Annotated in this window: 16 protein-coding genes, 2 tRNA genes and 1 pseudogene; 13 read left to right on the top strand and 6 right to left on the bottom strand. The window is 66.2% G+C overall.

Annotation, left to right across the window (positions count from 1 at the left end; translation table 11 throughout):
* Positions 1 to 9 precede the first annotated feature (9 nt).
* The 4 genes from Q322_RS24320 to Q322_RS21465 form a co-directional block, all read right to left on the bottom strand.
* Complete coding sequence (locus Q322_RS24320) at positions 10 to 495, bottom strand: PPC domain-containing protein (RefSeq protein ID WP_029474919.1); 486 nt, start codon at positions 493 to 495, stop codon at positions 10 to 12.
* Positions 496 to 629: 134 nt separating this feature from the next.
* Positions 630 to 1253, bottom strand: coding sequence for a hypothetical protein (locus tag Q322_RS24325; protein ID WP_245593090.1), 624 nt, complete (start codon positions 1251 to 1253; stop codon positions 630 to 632).
* A 156-nt stretch (positions 1254 to 1409) separates the two neighbouring features.
* Positions 1410 to 3548 (bottom strand): S8 family serine peptidase, encoded by a 2139-nt coding sequence (locus Q322_RS0100645; RefSeq protein ID WP_029474921.1) that lies wholly within the window; start codon positions 3546 to 3548, stop codon positions 1410 to 1412.
* A complete protein-coding gene (locus Q322_RS21465; RefSeq protein ID WP_084147681.1) occupies positions 3548 to 5407 on the bottom strand; it encodes a carboxypeptidase regulatory-like domain-containing protein in 1860 nt (619 codons plus the stop codon). The genes Q322_RS0100645 and Q322_RS21465 overlap by 1 nt, the downstream gene beginning before the upstream one ends.
* A gap of 351 nt (positions 5408 to 5758) precedes the next feature.
* Between Q322_RS21465 and Q322_RS0100655 the strand changes: the two genes are divergently transcribed.
* The 5 genes from Q322_RS0100655 to Q322_RS0100675 all read left to right on the top strand — a co-directional run bounded on the left by Q322_RS0100655 (position 5759) and on the right by Q322_RS0100675 (position 9011).
* Positions 5759 to 6304, top strand: a complete 546-nt coding sequence (locus Q322_RS0100655; protein WP_029474924.1) for a hypothetical protein — start codon at positions 5759 to 5761, stop codon at positions 6302 to 6304.
* An 88-nt stretch (positions 6305 to 6392) separates the two neighbouring features.
* Positions 6393 to 7379: an alpha/beta hydrolase family protein gene (locus Q322_RS0100660; protein WP_029474926.1), complete on the top strand. Its 987-nt coding sequence runs from the start codon at positions 6393 to 6395 to the stop codon at positions 7377 to 7379.
* 4 nt (positions 7380 to 7383) lie between these two features.
* Positions 7384 to 8454 carry an alpha/beta hydrolase family protein gene (locus Q322_RS0100665; protein WP_029474929.1) on the top strand — a complete coding sequence of 357 codons (1071 nt, stop codon included), beginning with the start codon at positions 7384 to 7386 and terminating at the stop codon, positions 8452 to 8454.
* A 258-nt stretch (positions 8455 to 8712) separates the two neighbouring features.
* Positions 8713 to 8787, top strand: a tRNA-Glu gene (locus Q322_RS0100670).
* Positions 8788 to 8934: 147 nt separating this feature from the next.
* Positions 8935 to 9011: transfer RNA gene (locus Q322_RS0100675), tRNA-Ile, on the top strand.
* A 357-nt stretch (positions 9012 to 9368) separates the two neighbouring features.
* Here Q322_RS0100675 and odhB read toward each other — a convergent pair.
* Together odhB and Q322_RS0100685 are read right to left on the bottom strand one after the other, a co-directional pair.
* The gene (gene odhB / locus Q322_RS0100680) at positions 9369 to 10682 is read right to left on the bottom strand and encodes a 2-oxoglutarate dehydrogenase complex dihydrolipoyllysine-residue succinyltransferase (protein ID WP_029474930.1); all 1314 of its coding nucleotides are present in this window, start codon (positions 10680 to 10682) and stop codon (positions 9369 to 9371) included.
* Between the two features lie 73 nt (positions 10683 to 10755).
* A complete protein-coding gene (locus tag Q322_RS0100685) occupies positions 10756 to 11172 on the bottom strand; it encodes a DUF1801 domain-containing protein (protein ID WP_029474932.1) in 417 nt (138 codons plus the stop codon).
* Between the two features lie 147 nt (positions 11173 to 11319).
* Here Q322_RS0100685 and menC point away from each other — a divergent pair, with 147 nt between their 5' ends.
* The 8 genes and pseudogenes from menC to Q322_RS24075 all read left to right on the top strand — a co-directional run.
* Positions 11320 to 12429 (top strand): o-succinylbenzoate synthase, encoded by a 1110-nt coding sequence (menC, locus tag Q322_RS0100690; RefSeq protein ID WP_029474935.1) that lies wholly within the window; start codon positions 11320 to 11322, stop codon positions 12427 to 12429.
* Between the two features lie 80 nt (positions 12430 to 12509).
* Positions 12510 to 13262, top strand: coding sequence for an acyl-CoA acyltransferase (locus Q322_RS0100695; protein ID WP_051667955.1), 753 nt, complete (start codon positions 12510 to 12512; stop codon positions 13260 to 13262).
* Between the two features lie 155 nt (positions 13263 to 13417).
* The gene (locus tag Q322_RS0100700; protein WP_029474939.1) at positions 13418 to 13966 is read left to right on the top strand and encodes a single-stranded DNA-binding protein; all 549 of its coding nucleotides are present in this window, start codon (positions 13418 to 13420) and stop codon (positions 13964 to 13966) included.
* A 162-nt stretch (positions 13967 to 14128) separates the two neighbouring features.
* Complete coding sequence (locus Q322_RS0100705) at positions 14129 to 15145, top strand: SDR family NAD(P)-dependent oxidoreductase (RefSeq protein ID WP_029474940.1); 1017 nt, start codon at positions 14129 to 14131, stop codon at positions 15143 to 15145.
* Between the two features lie 214 nt (positions 15146 to 15359).
* A complete protein-coding gene (locus Q322_RS0100710) occupies positions 15360 to 15542 on the top strand; it encodes a hypothetical protein (RefSeq protein WP_029474943.1) in 183 nt (60 codons plus the stop codon).
* A gap of 220 nt (positions 15543 to 15762) precedes the next feature.
* Entirely contained in the window at positions 15763 to 18060 is a 2298-nt protein-coding gene (locus Q322_RS0100715; RefSeq protein ID WP_084147683.1) for a protein kinase domain-containing protein, read from the top strand.
* A 7-nt stretch (positions 18061 to 18067) separates the two neighbouring features.
* Positions 18068 to 18346: a glutaredoxin family protein gene (locus Q322_RS0100720; protein WP_029474947.1), complete on the top strand. Its 279-nt coding sequence runs from the start codon at positions 18068 to 18070 to the stop codon at positions 18344 to 18346.
* A gap of 249 nt (positions 18347 to 18595) precedes the next feature.
* Positions 18596 to 18796, top strand: a pseudogene (locus Q322_RS24075) (IS701 family transposase); the annotation flags it as partial.

An 18796-nucleotide genomic window follows, 5' to 3' on the forward strand; every position in this document is an offset into this window, starting at 1 on the left:
CGTCTCCTTTCATCGGCGCGTCAGGGCAATCTGGTAGGTGTTGGTGGCCCGGTCGTCACTGGCCCGCTCGTCGTCGTGAATCTTGAAGCTGGTTACGGTTACAAAGTAGGCTCCCGCCTGCGTCACATTAAAACGCAGCTCGGATTCCAGGCCCGCGCCGCCGTCGTCGTCGTGTTCCAGCACAGTGAATCCATCCGGCAGCCGCACTTCCACGTAGGGGTCCAGCGTGCTTTGCGGGTCCACACCCACGCTTCTGACCGTCAGCTTCAACCTCGCGCCGGCCTCCGCACTGAATTTGAAGGAGTCCACGTCGCGCGGCTGCCCGGCAATCCGCCCATTCAGCGGTGTGCCGATGCTCAGCGCGTTGGCGGCGGCGGCGCTGTCGTTTGGCTCGGTTTCGCTGGCTGTGAGCGGCGGTGGCGGCTGGGTGTCGGCGCAGGCCGCCAGCACGGCGCTCAGGGCCAGCAGCAGCAGGGGGGAGTGGGGGCGCGGCATGGAAACTCCTTTGGGAGGGCGGAACGGAGGGCCGGTTCGATGTCTGGAGTTCCGGATTGACTCGCGCCGCAAGATACGGTATCGCCTCTTGGGGCAAGGTGTTGAGGGACAGCAGCCCAAAAGGACAGTCGAGGCTAAAAGGACAGTTGAAGGACCAGTCCAGAGCGTCCGGTGTACAGGATCAGCCGGCTGGGCCGCTCGCCCCCGCGAATCTCGCGTGCGCCCTGGCCCTCGCTGGGCAGGAAGACGGTCAGGGCCACGGTGCCGCCCGGCTCCGGCGTCTCCCAGCGCGTCGGCAGCCGGGACCCCAGCTCTCCCCATACCTGCGCGTGGACTTGCGGCAGCGTGGGCGGGCTGCCGCCGAGCGCCCGAAAACGGAAGGTCAGGCGGGCGCTGCGCAGATCACGGGACAGCGCGCTGCTCAGCAACTGCACCTGCCAGAGGCCCGCTCTGGCCAGCCCCGCTTCAACCAACCCCAGTTCGGCCAGCCCCGATTCAGCCAGCAGGGTGCCGCGTCCCCCCTGCGCCGCCCGGATCAGGCGGGGCACAGGCGTGAGGTCCACGACGCCCGCCTCAACTGGCAGGGAGGGCGGACGCACCTCTCCAGCGCCCGGACCCCGCTGTGGCGGTGCGGGCCGATAGATGGGCGGTAGTGCGGTGGGCAGGTCCGAGGGTCCCTGCGCCAGAGCCGCAGGCAGCCACGCGCCGAGCAGCAGCGCGGCGCAGCACGAAACGCCCAGAAGGAGACGGGTGGACATGGATCCATCCTGCCTGCGTTTGATGACGCCGGACTGATAGCTCCTTCGCATGGTCACCACGGCAAATCACCAGCAACAGAAGGGGGCCGCCTGAAACGTTGGCGGCCCCCTTCTGTTGCTGGTGCAGAGTGCGGGCGACAGAGCGCCCGGCCAGGCTTACTTGATGGCGACGATACTGGTGTAGAACGCGCCCAGTCCCTCGTTGGCCGTCTGGTTGCTGAACCGCACGATGTAATTGCCCTTGGCCGGTGCCTTGAAGCTGACCACACTATCGCGGCCAGTCGCGGCACTGGGTTTGCCCGTCGCCACGACGGCCCCGCTGGCGTCCAGCAGATCGGCCTGCACCACGGCAGAGGAGCCGAGCGCGCGGGCCAGGGCCTCGACCGTCAGGGTCTGCCCGGCCCCCACCGCAAATTTCAGGTGGTCCACGTCCTTACCGGTCGTGGGCGGGGCGTAGACATAGTTGGCGTTGTCAAAGGTGCCGCCGAACAGCAGGCCCTGGGCAAAGGCCGACGCTGGGATAAAGGTAAGATCCGTCGCCAGGGCGGGCGTGTTGTTGCGGCCATCGTTGCCCTTGGCGTCCTGGCTGTACTCGTAGAAATCCACCTGATGCGTGTAGCTGAGCTGCTGGTTCTTCCCGCTCTGCACGTTGATCTCGCCGACGATATTGTCGCGGGTTCCCCCGAAGACATTGACGCTGGGTCCGGCCACCGTGACCCGGTAACGGCCCGGTTCGACGCCAAAGAAGCGCGCCGCGCCGCTGGGATCGAAGGCCCCGGGCAGGGACGCCGCCAGTCGTCCGTTGCCGGTGCGCCCGAGATAGGGCATGCCCCGGTTCTGCCCGTCCAGCGGCACCAGATTCACGTCCGTTCCCGTGATCGGTGAGGCCTCGGCCTTGTCCACCACCACGACCTCCACGCTGCCGCCGTCGGCGGGGATCTGCCCGGCCTTGACGGCCTGAACCGCCTTGAGGACATTGACCCGGTTGAAGCCCTGCGTTCTGGGGTCCTTCATGGGATCGCCGGTAGCGGCGAGAATCTTCTTGACCTGATAGGGAGTCAGCTTGGGGTTGACCTCCAGCAGCAGCGCCGCTGCGCCCGAGATGACCGGGGCCGCCATGCTGGTGCCGTTGAACAGGCCGTAGCTCTGCTCCCGTTCGGGCGACTTCAGGCCCGCGTTGATGTAGGTGGTCAGGCCGTTGTCGCCGGGCGCGTAGATGTCGTTGCGCAGGCCGATGTTGCTGAAATTGGCCTTCATGTCGTCGCCCGCGCTGGCCCCGACGTTGATGGCTCCGGTGTAGGCTCCCGGACCGCTCATCTGCGCGCGGTAATCATTGCCCGCAGAACCGACCACCACGACGTTCTTGCTCAGCGCATAGTCCACCGCTTCCTTGATAATCTGGGTGTAGCCGCCGCCGCCCCAGGAGTTATTCAGCACCTGTGCGCCGTGGTCCACCGCATAGACCAGGCCCCTGGCGACGTTGAAGCTACCGCTGAAGCCCGGCGAAAAGATACGGACGGGCATCAGGATGGCGTCGGGCGCAATCCCCGCGCCGCCCACGCCGTTACCCAGGCGTTCGGCAATGGTGCCCGCCGAGCCGCTGCCGTGCGCCCCGTTGGTCAGCGGCATGTCGGGGGTCAGTTCCTTGCCGGTGCTGGTGTCGATGCCGGTCACGATCTTGCCCGCCGCCTTGAGGTCCTCGTGCTGGCGGTCGAAGTCGTCGTCCACCACGCCCACGATGACGCCCTTGCCGGTGGCCAGGTCACGCACCTTGTCGGCACTGACCTGCGCGATCCACCACTGCTTGATGCTCAGGGGATCGGGGTCCGTCGCCTGCGCGGACAGCTTGCTGCCCGCCTCGCTGGACTGGGGAATCTCGGGCAGTTTGGCGTCGTAGTTGTTGGCCTCGGCGAAGCGCAGGCCGCTGTGCGGCGACAGGCTCAGGGCGGCGGCGGCGCGCTTGGCGCTGTACTGCTCCGGCAAGGCGAGCAGCGCCAGCCCCAGTTGTGGCAGGTCGCCCCCCACACGGGCACTCAGATGGGCGGCCAGGCGGTCCACAAAGGCGCGGTCCTGGTACGCGATGACCAGTTCCTGCGAGCTGTCGCCCTCCTGGCCCGTCTTGAGCATGCTGCTGACCGGCGGCAGGGTCTGGCCCAGCGCGCTGCCCAGGGTCCGGTAGCTGCTCAGGTCCAGCTTCGGGGGCGTTGCGGTGGTGGTCTGGGGCGTGCTGGCCGTGTTACAGCCCGCGAGCAGCAGCGCCGCGCTCAGAGCGCCGAAAACGAGGCGTCGGTTCATTATTTGTCTCCTGTGGTGAAGTTGCTGACCTGGCCCTCGCAGACCGGTCCGCCGAAGTTACACAGATCCAGATCATAGAAGACCTTGTGGTAATCCTGCGCGATGCTCACGGCGTCGCCGGATTTGCTGTAAGCGGCAGCCGAGAAGTCCAGGGTGTAGGCGTGGTTGCTCTCCAGCGCGGGCAGCAGCGCGGTCTTGTTGACATTGAAGGCCACCGAATAGCTGTTGCCGGTGTTCATCAGGGCCGGGGTCTTGCCGTCGTCGGTGAACATGTTGTCGGTGGCCTCGCCGCTGCACAGCAGGTCGCCCCAGAAGCAGTTGGCACTCTGCTGCGGGTAATCGTTGACCATCACGTAGAAGTTGCGCACATCGCCCACCTTCTTGCTGACGTCCCAGGAAATCGTGGGCGTGCGCGAGACCCCGGTGCTGTTCTCGCTGGGCTTGATGTTGGTCAGGGTAAAGCTGTCCAGCGGTGTGGTCTGAAGGACGTCGCTGCGGACGCTCTGGGTGCTGTTGAAGACCTCGATCTGGTAGTAGACCGGCTTACCGACTTCCAGGCTGGCGCTGCCGTCGCGGGCCGTGCTGGCCGTTCCCTGCACGGTCTTGTACACCATAAAGGTCTTGTTGTCGTCGCTTTTCCAGATGCGCGCGCCCAGCGGACCGCCCAGGACACCCGAGGGAGCATTCCAGGTCAGGTCTACCCACAGCGTGCTCATTTCGGTCGGAGCGCCGGTGGGGCGGATCGGGCTGTTGAAGCCGACCTTCTGGGCGATGGTGACGGCGCGGGCCTTGGCGTCCCTGACGCTGGCCAGCGGCGTGTCGTTGGGCTGGTCGTCGGTGATCACAATGGGCACCCGGACCTCGGTGCGGTTCTCGTTGCTGTCGTAGGCCACCACGTACAGTTGCGTCGGCCCGCGCACGCCGCGCAGGCTGTTCTTGGCCAGCGTGACGGTGGTGGTAAAGGAGGTGTTCTTGGGATCGTTGGTGGCGATGGCGCGCGTGCCAAAGAAGCCTGCGCCGGGAACGCCGCCCACGCCGACGTAGGTGTAGACCGGGCTGTTCTGCGCGTTGGTGGCCGTGTTGGTCACCTGCACCGGCACGCCCGCGCTGGCCTTGAACTCGGCGGGCTTGGCGGGGTCAAAATCCTTGGCGTCCGCGCCCACGAGCTGCTTGACGCTCACAGCCGGTGCGGTGGTGGGCAGCGTGGTGGCAAAGGCGTTTTTCTGGATCGTTTGCAGGGTCTCGTTGGTGCCGGCCACCACCTTGAAGCCCTCGATGCGTGACGCGGCGTAGCCAGCTTTCTTGAACTCGATGCTGTACGTGCCGGGGTCCAGCTTGAGGGTGAACTGCCCCCTGGCATCGGTGACGCCGTTCTGGGTGCCGCCTGGTCCCTGGACCGTGATGGCGCTGCCCGGCACCACCGCGCCGCCCTGCGAGTTCGCCAGATAACCGGGAACCGTGGCGCTGCCGCTGCCCACGGTACTCGTGACCTGGTTCACGGTCACGGAGTCGGTGGCTTCTGCGGTGTTGCCGGCGGCGTCACTGGCGACGGCGCGGTAGGTCAGGGGGCCGCCGATCCCTGCGCCCAGCGTGTCGGTGGCGGTGTAGGGGTCGGCGGTGTCCTCACTGATCAGGGTGCTGCCCCGGTAGAAGCTGACCTTGATGACGCCCACATTGTCGTCGGCGGTGGCGGTCAGGGTCACGGTGCCGCCGGCCTGCACGGTTTTGGGGGCGGCGGTCAGGGTGACGGTGGGCTTGGTGGTGTCGCCGGGCTGGGGCTGGGGGGTGTCCGAGCCGCCACAGGCGGTGAGGAGCAACCCGGTGAGGGCCAGCAATGCGAGGGGTGAGGATCGCTTCATGTGATCTCCTTTGGACCAGTCTCCGAGTGGTTTGCGTGGTCCGGTGGGGGGCCTTAGGTGCAATGAAGAATGAACACAGGCCAATGAACGCGTGAGGGCATTCCTCTGAGACTGAGGCGCTTGACTGCGGCATCAAGCTGTTTGTGGGACGGGCGCAAGATAGCGCGTGAAGTTCAGGTGAGCAAGCGTCTCGCAATGTCTCATCTACTGGCGTCCTGGGCCTTTGCTAACAAATGCGACAGAGAACTCCTGTGGGCTGTGCAAATGCCAACTTCTGACCGCTGTAAATGGCATGATGTGTTCATCAAGTGACGGGCTGGTTCTCACCCCGGCGCAGCTTATCCTGAGGCCATGCGTAAGCTCCTGCCCGGCTTTCTTCTCTTTCCCCTGACCCTGGCCGCCTGCGGGCAACAGGGCGTCAAAGCCCCTGCCGATTACCCCCTGAGCGGCAGCCTGGGAGGCGACTGGGGCAGCTCGCCGAAGCTGCGGCTGGCGCTGGTGGGGACAGGCGTGCCGGTGGCCGTGACCAATGACAGCGCCGTGGCCCAGAACGTGGTCAGCACGGGAGTGAACACCTGGCAGTACGGCTTCGATTTGCCGAACATTCCCGGTGTGGCGGGCGTGTATCAGGTGGTGGCCTACGACGACGCCAACAACGACGCGCGTCTGAGCCTCGGCGAGACGGTGGCGCGCAACCGCCTGTGGCTGGTCTTCAGCCCGGCGGGCGGCACCTTCGGTCCCTTCGAGCTGCCCGACAACTGGCCCGGCGGCGGGGCCGAACTGCTGCCCGAAATGAAAGTCACGCGCGGCTGGAACCTGTATGACCGCTCCCAGACGCTGGGCGACGGCAACCCGCGCCCGGTCACGAAAATCACGGGCTACGACATCAGCCGCTGACATGGTGGGCCGGCCCGCGACTTCGCCCGTGGGTTATAACGTCGGCCCTGACGCTTTTGCGGGGCTAACCTGGCTCTAGCCTGGGGGGATGAAACCTGTCTTCTTGCTTACGCTGCCCCTGCTGTTCGGCGCACCCGTTGTGGGCGCACAGGCCGGGGCACAGTCCGCCGCCGCTCTTGCAAAGGTGGACGTGGCCGACATGGGCATCCAGACGGCCCGCGAAAAGAAGTATCCCGGCAGCGCCCTGAAGGTGCTGACCAACCTGCGCGCGGGCAGCAACTACAGCCGCCAGGTGGTGTCCTACCAGTCTGGCGGCCTGAGCATCCGCGCCCTGCTGACCGTACCCGGCGGCACGCCGCCCAGGGGAGGCTGGCCCGCCATCGTGTTCAACCACGGCTATATTCCGCCCAACGCCTACCGCACCACCGAACGCTACGTGGCGTACCAGGACGCCTTTGCCCGCGCGGGCTTCGTGACCCTCAAGAGCGATTACCGGGGCCACGGCAGCAGCCAGGGCGAGGCGCTGGGCGGCTATTACTCGCCCGGCTACACCGACGACGTGATGAACGCGCTGGGCAGCCTGAAACAGGACAAACGGGTCAACGCCGCGCGCATCGGCATGTGGGGCCACAGCATGGGCGGCTTTCTGACGCTGCGGGCGATGGTCATCGATCCGGGCATCAAGGCCGGGGTGATCTGGGCCGGGGTGGTGGGCGATTACGGCGACATGATGACCAAGTGGAACAGCCCGGTGCCCGCCAGCATCCCGCAGCGCGTACTGGACCTCCGCAAGAAGGCTGTCGCCAGATACGGCACCCCGGCCAGCAATCCCAAATTCTGGAATTCGCTGAGCGCCAACAGCTACCTGGGGGATCTGGGCGGCCCCCTCCAGCTTCACATCGGCACGGCGGACGAGGACGTGCCGCTTGTTTTCCACACCACGCTCAGTCAGCAGATGAAGGCGGCGGGCCAGTCGGCGGCCAGTTACGTCTATCCCAGCGACAACCACAACCTCAGCCGGAACCTGCGAACCGCCCTGAACCGCAGCGTGCAGTTCTTCAAGGAGCACCTCTGAACCCATGAGGCGGCTGATCAATGTGGTGGTGTGGCTGCTGGTGCTGGGGGTCGGGTATCTCGCCGTGACGCAGCCGCAGACCCTGCCTTTCAAGGTGCCGTGGCGGACGCCGGCCCCAGGCCCGCAGGTTGAGCCGACTCCGGCACCTGACCAGCCAGCCCCTGGTCCCACCGTCCAGACCGGCCCGCTGGGCGAGATCACCGACGCGGCCATCGGGGCGCTGGTGGCCCGGCAGCCCATCAGCATTCAGGCGCTGCGGGCGCGCGAGTATCCGGGCAGCACAATGGGTGTGGTACGGAATCTCAACCCCGGCAGCAACTACAGCCGTCAGGTGATCAGCTACCAGTCCGACGGACTCAAGATCTTTGCGCTGCTCACCGTGCCGCGTGGCGTCGTTCCAAAAGGAGGCTGGCCCACCATCGTGTTCAACCACGGCTATATTCCGCCCAACGTCTACCGCACCACCGAGCGTTACGTGGCGTACCAGGACGCCTTCGCGCGGGCCGGGTACGTGACCCTCAAGAGCGACTACCGGGGCCACGGCGACTCCGAGGGCACGGCCCGTGGTGGCTACAACGATCCCGGCTACACGGTGGACGTGCTGAACGCCGCCGCCAGCCTCAAAAAAGACCCGCGCGTGAACCGAGGGCGCATGGGCGTGTGGGGCCACAGCATGGGCGGTCAACTGTCCTTACGCGCCATGCTGGTGGACCCGGACCTCAAGGCCGCCTCGCTGTGGGCAGGCGTGATGGCCAGTTACGACATCCTGGCCACCGACTGGAACCCGCCGAGCGGCGAGCAGCAGCCGACGCTGGACAACCTCAACCGCCGTTACCTGCGTGCCCTGAGTCCCAACGCCTCCCTGCAAGAGCTGGATGGACGGCCCATTCAGCTTCACCAGGGCACCGCCGACAAGGACGTGCCGTACAGCTTTCAAAAGGACTTCGCTGATGATCTGCGGGCCGCCAGGCAGCGCTTCAGCGCCTACAAGTATCCCGGCGATGACCACAACCTGAGTGGCAACCTGCGGCTGGCCCTGGACCGCAGCGTGGCCTTTTTCAAGGAGAATCTGTGACTGGGACGGCACGGCGGTGGCTGCGCGTGGGCGTTGACGCCAGGAACGCCCTGACCACCGTGGTGATGGGTCAGGAGATCAACTCTCCCCCCGTTCCGCACAGTTCACGGATTTGCCCTGCCACTTTTTGCCGGGGCGCGCCCAGACGGCGTCTGCCCATTGACGTACCACCCTGGCTGGGCTATGATTCTCGCCGTGCTGAAAAGCACCCCTTGAAAGGGCGGCGGACACACTGAAAAAAGTGAATGCTGAGGGTGTGGCCCCATCGTCTAACGGTTAGGACACTACCCTTTCAAGGTAGCGATACGGGTTCGAATCCCGTTGGGGTCACCAACTTGAGCCTCCGCCTCGGCGGGGGTTTTTGCTTGTGGGCCTTTGGGGGCTTTTTTGCGGCCATTCGGGCATACGTTGACACCCCGCCGCCCCCTTGCTACATTGACTGCCGCCTGTTCGGTCCTGAGCCGGTAGTGCGAGAGGTGCGCGGGTGTAGCTCAGTTGGTTAGAGCGCACGCCTGATAAGCGTGAGGTCCCCAGTTCAAGTCTGGGCATCCGCACCAAGGTACAGAGAACCCCGCTTAGTCCGGGGTTTTTTCGTTTTCAGAGATTCAGCCCGAACACCGTAAAACCTCTGCACACTGACCAGGAGTGTGACGTCAACCGGGCCGACGCTCCCGCATTCAAACGGCAACTGTCCGCCCGTCCAGCCAGGCTATCCCCCGTCAGGGCCCCCACGAGGTCCTGCCCCGCCATGGAGCTGCTGGCGCGCCCGCTCCGCTCAGGCGCTGGCCAAATTCCCGGAGCTGTGGGAACTGGCCCAGCAGACGGCAGCGCGGGCGGTGGCAGTGGGCATTATGCCGGAACAGAAACGAAAAGGCGGCCTCCACCCCTCGGAAGCCGCCCCCAATCAACCCTCTTTACAGCTCCAGCAGCATCCGCGCCGGGTCTTCCAGCAGGTTCTTGATCATCACCAGAAACTGCACGGCTTCCTTGCCGTCAATAATCCGGTGGTCATACGACAGCGCCAGGTACATCATCGGCGCGATAACCACCTGACCATTCTGCGCGATGGGCCGCTCGATGATGTTGTGCATGCCCAGGATGGCGCTCTGCGGGGCGTTGATGATCGGGGTGCTCATCATGCTGCCAAAGGTGCCGCCGTTGGTGATCGAGAAGGTGCCGCCACTCATGTCCTCCATGGTCAGCTTGCCACTGCGGGCCTTTCCGGCGAAGTTGGCAATCTCTTTCTCAATCGTCGCCAGGCCCATGGCGTCGGTGTCGCGCAGGATCGGGACCACTAGGCCGCGCTCGCTGGCAACCGCGATTCCGATGTCGTAGAAGCCGTGGTACACGATGTCCTTGCCGTCGATGCTGGCATTGACCAGCGGGAAGGCTTTCAGGGCCTCGGTGGCGGCGCGCACGAACAGGCTCATGAAGCCCAGCTTGACGCCGTGTTTTGCGACAAATTGATCCTGGTACTTCTTGCGCAGGTCCATGCTGGGCTGCATGTTGACCTCGTTGAAGGTGGTCAGCAGCGCGGCGGTGTTCTGCACTTCCTTGAGGCGTTCGGCGATGCGGGCGCGAATGCGGGTCATGGGCACCCGCTGCTCGGTGCGCGGGCCGCTGGGAATGGTCGCCGGGGGTGAGGGCTGAGCCGGCTGTGCCGCTGCCGGAGCCGCCGCTTTCTGCGGTCCCTGGTCCGTGCTGCCGCCCTGCGCCGCCACCACCGCGTCCTGCTTGGTGATGTTGCCGCGCGGGCCGCTGGCTGGAATCTGGCTTACGTCCAGATCGTTCTCGGCGACCACCTTGCGGACGGCGGGGGAGAGGTCTTCACGCCGCTCCGCACCCTGGGCGGCAGGCTGCGTTCCCGCGCTGTCCGGCTGAACGGCGGTGCCGCCCGCGCTCTTCTCGTCGGGAATGGGGCCGCTGGTTTCCTCTTCAGTGGAGCCAGCTTGGGACGCACCGGCGGCTGGAGCCTGGGCGGCGGGCGCGCTGCCCGCGTCGCCCATCACGCCCAGCACTTCCTCGCTCAGCACCGTATCGCCCTCGTTCTTGGCGACGCTTTGCAACACGCCGTCGGCCTGCGCCGTGACCTCCAGCACCACCTTGTCGGTCTCGATCTCGGCCAGCACGTCGCCGCGCTTGACCGCCTCGCCGGGTTGCTTGTGCCAGGTCAGCAGCGTGCCCTCGCTGACCGATTCGGAAAAAACTGGAACTTTGATGTCCGCCATAGTGCCTGTAGTTATACCGCGTCCGCGCGATTGGCCGCCCGGCGGCTGTGACTGATGTGGGGACGGTGGAGGCTCAGGACCTCGCCCCTTTCGGTGGTGTCTTTCCCGCGCTGTTGAGGTCCACCGCCTGCTGAATCAGGATTTTGAAGGCCGCCCCATCTACCTCCTCGCCCTCATGGACGTCGATGGCACGGCGCGTGTTGCCGTCCAGACTGGCGTTGAACAGCCGGGCTGGATCGTCCAGGGACGCACCTCTGGCGAAGGTCAGCTTGACGGCCTTTTTGTATGTCTCGCCGGTGCAGATGACGCCGTCATGCTCCCAGACCGGCGTCCTGCCCCATTTCCAGGTCTCGGTCACGTCCGGTTCTGCGTCCAGAATCAGCCCGCGCAGTCTGCCCAGCGTCTCGCCGCGCCAGTCTCCGAGTCCGGCAATTTTGTCCGTGATGAGTTGCGCTGCCGACTGGGCCGCGTTCGTATCCGGTTCGTTCATGTGCCTCTCCTCGAAAGTGGGCAACCAGACTGGAGTGCCGTCGGGCTGCGGCGGGCCAGAACCCGGTTCGTCGTCCCGTCTTCTCTGATCCCACGCCCGCCTGTTTTCCAGCCCCCATTCTAGGTCTCAGCCCCCATACTGTGTGCCATGCTGCGAATAGAAGCCGCCGAGATCATGGTTGTCCGCCTGCCGCTGAAATTCCGCTTCGAGACCAGTTTCGGGGTGCAGACCGCCCGCACGGTGCCGCTGCTGGTGCTGCACGGCGACGGCATTCAGGGGGTGTCGGAAGGCACGATGGAAGTCGCCCCGATGTACCGCGAGGAAACCCTGGCCGGGGCGCTGGACCTGTTGCGTGGGGTTTTCTTGCCGCGCATCCTGGGCAAGACCTTTGCCAACCCGGAGGAGCTGAACGACGCCCTGGGCGCATTCCGGGGCAACAGGATGGCCCGCGCGATGGTGGAGATGGCTGCGTGGGACCTGTGGGCGCGGACATTGAACGTGCCGCTGGGAACGCTGCTGGGCGGACGCAAGACGCAGGTGGAGGTGGGCGTCAGCCTGGGCATTCAGGCCGATGAGGCCGCCACCGTGGACGCCGTGCGCCGCCATGTCGAGCAGGGCTACCGCCGGATCAAGCTCAAGATCAAGCCCGGCTGGGACGAGGCCCCGGTGCGCGCCACCCGCGAGGCCTTCCCCGACATCCGCCTGACCGTGGACGCCAACAGCGCCTACACGCTGGCCGATTCGGTGCGGTTGCGGGCGCTGGACGAGTACAAGATGACCTACATCGAGCAGCCGCTGGCCTGGGATGACCTGGTGGACCACGCCACGCTGCAAACCCGCCTCCAGACCCCGCTGTGCCTAGACGAGAGCATCGCCAGCGCGGCAGATGCCCGCAAGGCCCTGGCGATTGGTGCGGGCGGTGTCATCAACCTCAAGGTGGCCCGCGTGGGCGGGCACGCCGAGGCCAGGCGCGTGCATGACGTGGCGCAGGCGTTCGGCGCGCCGGTGTGGTGCGGCGGCATGCTGGAGGGCGGCGTGGGCCGGGCGCACAACATTCACCTGTCCACCCTGCCCAATTTCACGCTGCCGGGAGATACCTCCAGCGCCAGCCGCTACTGGGACACCGACATCATCAACGAACCGCTGGAAGCGGTGGACGGCCTGATGCCCGTGCCGGAGGGGCCGGGCATCGGCGTGACCCTCAACCGTGACTTTATCGAAAGCGTGGCCGAGCTGACGGAGGAACACCGCCCTTGAGCGAGGCGTCCGGCCCGCTGCCAGAAGCCCCGCTGCCCCGGCGGCCCTACGTGATCCGCGACGTGACCGATCCCTGGGCCATGCGTGGTCTGGAGGCCGTGCAGGTGGACGCCTGGGGCTACCCGGACCGCGAGGTGCTGCCCAGCAGCATGTTCCGCATCAGCTCGGCGTGCGGCGGCGTGGTGCTGGGGGCCTATGCGGCAGACGCACCCGAAAGTGGGCCGCAGCTTCCCTTCGGGCTGGCCTACGGCTTTCCGGCGCTGGTGGGCGGGCAACTGTGGCACCACTCGCACCTGCTGGCGGTTCACCCCGACTGGCGCGGCAGTGGGCTGGCCGTGGCCCTCAAGCACGCGCAGCGCGAGCGGGTGCTGGCGCAGGGGATAGGGCGCATGACCTGGACCTTTGACCCGCTGATCGCCCGCAACGCCCGCCTGAATCTGGGCAAACTGGGCGCGCGGGCCGTGTCTTATCACCCCGACTGGTACGCGCTGGGCGACGATCCGGCCACCGCCTTTCCGGCAGACCGCCTGATGATCGAGTGGGACCTGACACGTCCCCGCGCCTCGCACCCACCCCCCGCTCCCGACGGCGAGGTGGTCCTGGCCGCCGTGCCAGAGGGCGAGGAGCCGGATGCGCCGATCCTGAATCTGAACAGCCCGCAAGTGCTGGCCGAGGTGCCCCGCAAGGCCGAGCTGATGAACGAGGCGCTGCGCCTGAGCTGGCGGCTGGCGCTGCGTGAGGCGCTGGGCGAGTATCTGGCGCGCGGCTACGGGGTCACGGACTTGGCCTCGGAAGGGGAGCGGGTGTTCTACGTGCTGACGCGGGCAGTCTAACCATCCACAGGTCAGACGTTCCACCTGCCAAAAGACGGTTCATTCTGCGGTCAGACCGTTCGACGGCATGGCCTTTAGACATATCCTCACCAGAGCCGCCAGCCCAGCACCCGCCTCTCCCAACTGTGTTATGTTATTTACATAAGGAGGTCTGAATGTTGCACATAGAATTCGTCACCGATCTGGGCGCGACGGTCACCGTGGATGTGGAGGGTGCCGACAAGTTGCTGGACGTGCAGCGTCAGTATGGCCGTCTGGGCTGGACCAGTGGTGCGGTTCCCGGCGGCGGCTACCAGTTCCCGCTGGACAACGAGAGCGACTTTGACTGGTCTTTGATCGGGGCCAGGAAATGGACCAATGCCGAGGGCGAGGACATGGTCATTCACCGGGGGCTGGCCTACCGCCGCCGCGAACTGGAGGCCGTGGACAGCCGCAAGATGAAGCTGCCCGCCGCCGTCAAATACAGCCGGGGCGCGCGCGGGACCGATCCCGAACATGTGCGCGAGAAGGCCGACGGCGAATTTGAATACGTGACGCTGGCGATCTTCCGGGGTGGGAAGCGGCAGGACCGTTACGCCGTGCCGGGGGGCCGCGCAGGCAGTGGACCTCAGCAGGCCGCCCGCCCGTCCGCGCCCCGGCCCCAGCCTGTGGCGGCAGCGCGCCCCGCGCCGGTGGCCGTGGTAGAAGACGAGACGCCCTTTTGAGAAAGTAGGAGGTGCAGGCAAGACGGATCGCGGCTGAGATTAATTCTCAACCGCGATCCGTCTTGTTCTCCTCGCCAGGCAAACTTCACCCCGTTGCCACAGGCTCTTGAGCGGGCCTTCACCCGCCGCCCACGCGTCCAGGCCAGTCCCCACAATGCGGGAATGCGAATTCCCAAACGCCTGATGGTGGCGGCGGCGATCACGGCCATCGCCGCGCGCCGCAAGTTCACCGCGCCCTACGAGCTGACCGGCAAGAGCGTGCTGATTACTGGTGGTTCGCGCGGCCTGGGGCTGGCGCTGGCCGCCGAATTCCTGAAACGCGGGTCCGCCGTCACGTTGATGGCGCGCGATCCTGCGGAGTTGGAGCGCGCGGCCACGCAACTCGGCGCGGGTGGGCGCGTGCAGACCGTGGCTGGCGACGTGACCCGCCAGGAAGACCTGCGCCGCGCCCTGGCCGAGGCCACGCGTGTTCACGGCGGTCTGGACGTGCTGGTCAACAACGCGGGCCTGATCCAGAGCGGCCCGCTGGCCAACATGACCGAGGCCGACTTCCGCGACATCATGGAGGTCAACGCCTTTGCGCCGCTGATCCTGACCCGGCTGGCCGTGCCCGAATTGCGCCGCCGGGGCGGGCGGGTGCTGCTGGTGTCCTCGGTGGGCGGCAAGGTGGCCGTGCCGCACCTGGCCCCCTACAGCGTCAGCAAATTTGCCCTGACCGGCATCGGGCAGGCCCTGCGCGCCGAGCTGGCGGGGGACGGCATCGGCGTGACCACCGTCTGCCCCACGGTCATGCGGACGGGCAGCCCGCGTCAGGCGCAGGTCAAGGGACAGCACCAGAAGGAATACGCCCTGTTTGCCACGGTGGACAACCTGCCGCTGATCTCGCTGGACGCCCGCGTGGCCGCCCGCCGCATGGTGGACGCTCTGGTGCGCGGCGACGCTGAGGCCCCCATCGGCGGCTCTGCTTTCGTCCTCAAGTACGCCCAGGCGCTGGCCCCGCAGCTCACCGCCGATCTGCTGGCGCTGGGCACCCGCTTCCTGCCCGCCCCCATCCCCGGCGATGACGCCATTCCCGGCAGCGAGGCCGAGACCCCGTTGACCCTCCACAACCCGATCAAGAGCGGGGCCGAACGGGAATTCAACGAGCTGGACGGTAAGAGTGAGAGCAAGTCGGATTGATGTTCAGGGGGTTGCCCCGCGTTTGGGTCAGCTACCAGAAGGAGGGTCATGCCAGTGGGGCCGAAGCACCTTCACTGGCATGAATTTTTCCCCCACTCTGTCTTGGAAGAAAGGTCAGCCCGGCCCGTCCTGTCCGTATACCAGCTTGCCCGCCTCGGCCTGATCCTTGCCCAGCACGCGGCGGTGGCCCCAGGAGTTCCAGCCCTGGTGGGCGATGATCGGCGGCGGGAAAATCCCGCAAGATCAGCTCAGCAGCCGCAGCGTGTACGGCTCGGAGGCGCTGCTGGCCGCCGTCAGCTTCAGCGAAGATCCAAGCGGGCGTCCAGGCGTCCTCATGGGCATTGCCCTGGACGACCGTAGGAGGGAGGACGAAGGGTTCTGGACGTGGAATGGCTGAAGCGGAGCTTTCTCCATTCATGCGCGAAACAAACGGAATCCGTACCAGACTCTGGATCTGTCTTCCGCGCCTTTTATATGCCCTCGTGGGGTGCGAGATTTCTCCCGCTCTGGGAGGCTGAATCCCCCATTTGTAAGCGTGGCGCAAGGAGCCGAAGGGTATAACGGGGTGAGATGATCCATTTCCGCGTCCTGTCCCTGCTCAGCCGAGGCCAGCGCCCGTGACCGCCCTGCTGCTGGCCGCCCTGTTCGTGGTGGGTCTGCTGTTGCTGGTGCGCTTTCCGGAACGTGCCCTGAGCGTTCTGGCGGCGCTGCTGGGGCTGGGACTGGTGGGCACCCTGATCGGGCTGGCGCTGGCACTGGGCGGCGCGGCGCAGGAGGCACCCTGGACCGCCGCGCTGGACCGGGCGCAGGGCGCGCTGAGCGTGCTGGCCGTGATTCTGGGCGGCAGCCTGATCTCTTTGCATCAGGCTTCTGGCCTGCACGCGCAGACTGCGCGCCGCAGGGGGATCAGGCTGCCCACCAGCAAACCCACGCGGGTCACCCGCACGCCCACCCTGACGCGGCGCAGTCCCCTGTCGGTGACCAGATCGGACCTCAGGTTCCAGGAGTACGAGGTCATGGACCGCATCGGCATCGGCGGGATGGGCAGCGTGTACCGGGCGCGGCGCAACCACGACGGGCGCATCGTGGCCCTCAAGGTGCCGCAGGAGAAATACCTGGCCGACGCCAAATTCGTCAAGCGCTTTTACCGTGAGGCCGAGGTGCTCAAGCGCTTCAGCCATCCCAACATCGTGCGGGTCTACGACTACCGCATGCAGGACCCCGAGCACTACATCGTCATGGAGTTTCTGGACGGCGAGAGCCTGGAACACATGCTGGAAGACCGCAGCCTGGCCTTTGGCGAGTCGGTGCAGGTTATCCGCGCGCTGGCCGACGCCCTGCGCCACATCCACATGCAGAATGTGGTTCACCGCGATATCAAGCCCGGCAACGTGATGATCCTTAAAAACGCTTTCCACGGGGGCCAGCTCCGCGAGGGCGGCGTCAAGCTGATGGACTTTGGCATCGCGGTGGGCAAGGTTCTGACCCGCCTGACCATGAGCGGCGCGCGGGTGGGCACCCCGATCTACATGGCCCCCGAGCAGGCCAAGGGCAACCGCGTGGACGCCCGCAGCGACGTGTATTCGCTGGGTCTGCTGGCCTACGAGCTGGTCAGCGGCCAGACCGCCTTTCGGGGCAGCTACGAGGCGGTGGTCCACCAGCAGGTCTTCGAGTCTCCCAAGCCGCCCAAGCAGATCCAGCTGGAGGTGCCGGGCCGCCTCAACGACCTGATCCTGAACATGATCGAGAAGGACCCGGCGCAGCGCCCCACCCTGGACGAGGTGATCGCCCGCATCGATGCGGGCCTGCTGAGCGACGAGGTCTTTGGCGATCCGCAGGCCCTGGTCCTGAGCGTGCAGGAAAAGCGCGGCACCGTGAGGTTGCTGGACCTGCACGGCAAGTTGCGCGCCAGCCTGTGTGACCAGGGGGGCAGTGGTGGCAGTGATGGCGGCACGTCGCAGGGCCTGCCCAGCGTGCCCAACGCCCTGGCCGGGGACGCCGACGGCAACCTGTATGTCACCTTGCAGGACTACCGCCAGGGCGAGTCGGGCGCGCTGGTCCGCAAGCTCGGTCCGCAGGGCCAGGAACTGCTGTCCTTCGGTCCCTACGGCCTGGGCGAGGGCGAACTGCTGCAACCGCTGGACATCGCCTTCACGCAGGGTCACGTTTACGTGCTGGACGGCGAGGCGCACCACGTTGTCGTGTACAACACCGCTGGGCAGTTCGTGCGGAGATTCGGCGGGCGCGGGCCAGGCCTGGGCCGCTTTGACAGGCCGCGCCGCCTGGTGGCCTCCCCGGACGGCCACCTGTACGTGCTGGACACCGGCAACAACGAGGTCCAGCGTTTCACCGCGCAGGGCGAGTACCTCAGCCGCTACGCCTTCCGTCTGGACCGCCACAGCGAGGGTCTGCGTACCCTGGAGGGCCTGGGCGTGGACCGCCTGGGCGCGGTGTACATCGTGGACGGCGTGGCCCGGAAACTGCGCAAGATCGGGGCCGACGGCACCCCCGGCTTGACCTTTGCGCTGGACACGCTGGTGGGCGAACCCACTGCGGCCCCGTGGCTGATCAGCGTGGGGCCGGAGGGCCAGATCTACGCGGTGCGCCAGGGTGGGCAGATGCTGCGGACCATCTCCAGCGCGGGCGATCCCATCTCCAGCCGCGACATGTACGCCCCGGTACAGGCCATGACGCTGCTGGACCGCCCACAAATCGGCGCAGCCACGCCCCCACCGGGCAAGACGGTGGCCGAGAAACTGGATGCGGAGGAGGCCGTCCCGGCGCAGCGCGGCCCCCAGACTGCCATCAGTGTCCGGTCCGGGAATTCGTCAACACCGCAGGCTCCTGAATCGCTCCTGACCATGCCCCGACTCTCCCTGGCACAAGCATTCCCCCGCGCCTGCTCTAACATCTGAACTGCCGATGTCTGACTTGCCGCTGCTGACCCTCTACACCCGAACGGGCTGCCACCTGTGCGAGCAGGCGCAGGAGCACCTGACCCGGCTGGAATTCCGGGTCCAACTGCTGGATGTGGATTCGCGCGCCGAGTGGCGGCGGCAGTACGGCGACGACGTGCCGGTGCTGGCGCTGGGTGAACGGGTGCTGGCGCGCGGCGTCCTGAGTCCGGCCCGCCTGGGCATGATCAAGCTGCAACTGCTGCGGGCTGCGGGGCCGCCTACATCTGAGCGCCCCGGAGGCTGATGGGCGAAGGCACGTCCGCTGCCGCAGAATGTCAGGCGAACAGAGCTGATGCGGATTGCGGTCATTCAGTTATCTTTTGGGACAGCACCAAAAGCCAACACCATTCTGGAATCCGTACTTTTCCTTCTCCCGTTGGTCGGGTTTCGCAGTCATTTCATAACTTAGGGCTTACGCGAAACTGGACAAATTTGAGATTCTGAGCTGATGGGAAGACCTCGGAAAGTCAGTCGGCAACGGTACTGCGAGTTTTTGGCTGCCACACAGATCAACCGAACGCAAACCTATTTTGCCGATCACATCGACGATTTTGCTCATGACGCAGTTCAGCGGTACTTGCAAGGAGATCGCCTGACGGCAGCGGAGCTGTGGACGCAGGTGCGCCCACACGTCCAATTCAGCGACAGGGGCTATGTCATCTTCGATGACAGCGTCATGGACAAGAACCATTCA

It is taken from the genome of Deinococcus frigens DSM 12807 (assembly GCF_000701425.1).
Lineage (GTDB): Bacteria > Deinococcota > Deinococci > Deinococcales > Deinococcaceae > Deinococcus > Deinococcus frigens.

Coding starts and splice junctions, on each gene's coding strand:
- Q322_RS24325 (WP_245593090.1), bottom strand. CDS start 1,253: ATGTCCACCCGTCTCCTTCTGGGCGTTTCGTGCTGCGCCGCGCTGCTG.
- Q322_RS0100695 (WP_051667955.1), top strand. CDS start 12,510: ATGCGTGGTCTGGAGGCCGTGCAGGTGGACGCCTGGGGCTACCCGGAC.
- Q322_RS0100665 (WP_029474929.1), top strand. CDS start 7,384: ATGAGGCGGCTGATCAATGTGGTGGTGTGGCTGCTGGTGCTGGGGGTC.
- Q322_RS0100700 (WP_029474939.1), top strand. CDS start 13,418: ATGTTGCACATAGAATTCGTCACCGATCTGGGCGCGACGGTCACCGTG.
- Q322_RS0100705 (WP_029474940.1), top strand. CDS start 14,129: ATGCGAATTCCCAAACGCCTGATGGTGGCGGCGGCGATCACGGCCATC.
- Q322_RS0100710 (WP_029474943.1), top strand. CDS start 15,360: ATGATCGGCGGCGGGAAAATCCCGCAAGATCAGCTCAGCAGCCGCAGC.
- Q322_RS0100720 (WP_029474947.1), top strand. CDS start 18,068: ATGTCTGACTTGCCGCTGCTGACCCTCTACACCCGAACGGGCTGCCAC.
- Q322_RS21465 (WP_084147681.1), bottom strand. CDS start 5,407: ATGAAGCGATCCTCACCCCTCGCATTGCTGGCCCTCACCGGGTTGCTC.
- odhB (WP_029474930.1), bottom strand. CDS start 10,682: ATGGCGGACATCAAAGTTCCAGTTTTTTCCGAATCGGTCAGCGAGGGC.
- Q322_RS0100660 (WP_029474926.1), top strand. CDS start 6,393: ATGAAACCTGTCTTCTTGCTTACGCTGCCCCTGCTGTTCGGCGCACCC.
- Q322_RS24320 (WP_029474919.1), bottom strand. CDS start 495: ATGCCGCGCCCCCACTCCCCCCTGCTGCTGCTGGCCCTGAGCGCCGTG.
- Q322_RS0100685 (WP_029474932.1), bottom strand. CDS start 11,172: ATGAACGAACCGGATACGAACGCGGCCCAGTCGGCAGCGCAACTCATC.
- menC (WP_029474935.1), top strand. CDS start 11,320: ATGCTGCGAATAGAAGCCGCCGAGATCATGGTTGTCCGCCTGCCGCTG.
- Q322_RS0100645 (WP_029474921.1), bottom strand. CDS start 3,548: ATGAACCGACGCCTCGTTTTCGGCGCTCTGAGCGCGGCGCTGCTGCTC.
- Q322_RS0100655 (WP_029474924.1), top strand. CDS start 5,759: ATGCGTAAGCTCCTGCCCGGCTTTCTTCTCTTTCCCCTGACCCTGGCC.